The 1957-nt window shown below is 67.6% G+C and carries 2 protein-coding genes and 1 pseudogene; 1 reads left to right on the plus strand and 2 read right to left on the minus strand.

The genetic code is table 11. The features are described 5' to 3' along the window. A partial coding sequence (locus ACN269_RS35000; RefSeq protein WP_421477668.1) for a class I tRNA ligase family protein occupies positions 1 to 1241 on the plus strand: 1241 nt, incomplete at its 5' end. Here ACN269_RS35000 and ACN269_RS35005 read toward each other — a convergent pair. Together ACN269_RS35005 and ACN269_RS35010 are read right to left on the minus strand one after the other, a co-directional pair. Continuing rightward, positions 1228 to 1473 (minus strand): RNA-binding S4 domain-containing protein, encoded by a 246-nt coding sequence (locus ACN269_RS35005; protein ID WP_421477670.1) that lies wholly within the window; start codon positions 1471 to 1473, stop codon positions 1228 to 1230. The genes ACN269_RS35000 and ACN269_RS35005 overlap by 14 nt on opposite strands. After that, positions 1470 to 1957 (minus strand): annotated as a pseudogene (locus tag ACN269_RS35010) (alkaline phosphatase family protein); the annotation flags it as partial. The gene ACN269_RS35005 and the pseudogene ACN269_RS35010, both read right to left, overlap by 4 nt.

Genomic DNA, 1957 nt, shown 5'->3' on the forward strand with positions numbered 1-1957 from the left:
TGTTCGACCGCGACGGATCCGACGCCATGCGGTGGTTCCTGATGGCCTCACCGATCCTGCGCGGCGGCAACCTGATCGTCACCGAACAGGGCATTCGCGAGGGTGTGCGCCAGGTCCTGCTGCCGATGTGGAACGCCTACAGCTTCCTGGCGCTCTATGCGCCGGAGAAGGGCAGGTGGCGCACCGATTCGCCGCACGTGTTGGATCGCTACATCCTGGCCAAGCTGGCCCAGCTGCGCGACGACCTCACCGAGTCGCTCGACGTGTGTGACATCTCGGGTGCCTGCGAGGAGCTACGCCAGTTCACCGAGGCCTTGACGAACTGGTATGTGCGCCGGTCCCGCTCACGGTTCTGGGGCGAGGACCGCGACGCCATCGACACGCTGCACACCGTGTTGGAGGTGACCGCCCGGTTGGCTGCCCCGCTGCTCCCGCTGGTCACCGAGGTGGTCTGGCGCGGCGTCACCGGACAGCGATCCGTGCACCTAACCGACTGGCCGCAAGCCGATGTGCTGCCCAAGGACCCGGAACTGGTGGCCGCGATGGATCAGGTCCGCGAGGTGTGCTCGGCGGGGTCGTCGCTGCGCAAGGCCAAGAAGCTACGGGTGCGCTTGCCGCTACCGAAGCTCACTGTGGCCCTGGAGAAGACGCTGGACCCATCCATGCTGGCACCGTTCACCGACCTGATCGCCGATGAGCTCAACGTCAAACAGGTCGAGCTCACCGACGACATCGACCGCTACGGCCGATTCGAGCTGACCGTCAACGCCAAGGTGGCGGGGCCACGGCTGGGCAAAGACGTGCAGGCCGCGATCAAGGCCGTCAAGACGGGTCAGGGTGTGGTCAATCCCGACGGCACCCTGACCGCCGGCCCGGCGGTGCTGACCAGCCAGGAGTACAGCTCGCGACTGGTGGCCGCCGATCCGGAGTACACCGCGGCCCTGCCCGACGGGGCCGGGCTGGTGGTGCTCGACGGCACCGTCACCGAAGACCTCGAGGCCGAGGGCTGGGCCAAGGACCGCATCCGTGAGCTGCAGGAGTTGCGCAAGTCGACCGGGCTGGACGTGTCCGACCGCATCAACGTGCAGATGTCGGTGCCCGAACCGTATGCCGACTGGGCGAGTGTGCACCGCGATCTGATGGCGCGCGAGATCCTGGCTACCGGTTTCGACTTCGTCGATGATGTGGCCGACGGCGCCGAGATCGGCGACGGTGTGCGGGTGACGATCACGAAGGTGTGATGCTGGCGACGCGCGCACCGTGGCCGTCGTGCTCCACGACGTCACCGACCCGCAGCTGTCGGCCGCGCCGGTACTCGACCTCCCCGTTGACCGTCACCCGGCCCTCCGCGATCACGGCTTTGGCGTCCGCGCCGGAGTCGATGAGCCCCGCCAGTTTGAGGAACTGGCCCAGCCGGATCGACGCATCCCGGATCCGCACCTCGTCGGGCGGCGTGCCGAGCGATTCCGTCATGGTCTGTCCGGCGATGTTGCTGTGGGGGTCGGTCGCCGAGCCGCGCTCAACCGGATACGGGCGACCTCGGTGAGACCGCCGGCGTCATCCGGTTGTTCGAAGTATGCCTCGGCGAGCCGGCCGGTGAAATCGATTGTGGCGACTGTGTTGCCGAACAGCGGCCCCTCGGTGTGGGTCCAGCTGACCCGGAGCGCAGGTGATCCATGGCGACGTGCCCAGCGTCGCGTGATCGGGGCAAGCCGATGCGACCACCCGAATCTGAAAACGGGCTCCACATAGCGTGGTGCGTAGTTGTGAACCGGTGAACACACCAGCTGGTGCACCGGCGCGGCGTCTTCGCCGACGCCGTCCAGTGCCGCGCGGGCGGCGTAGCTGTGATGAACATCGCCGGACAGCACGGTGACGGTGGCCGCACCCTCGGACACCGACGCGACTCGCGCGATCATCGTGGTCAACCGGCGAAACGACTTCATGAACGCCGGCC

The sequence above is a fragment of the Micromonospora sp. WMMD736 genome (assembly GCF_049179015.1).
Lineage (GTDB): Bacteria > Actinomycetota > Actinomycetes > Mycobacteriales > Micromonosporaceae > Micromonospora.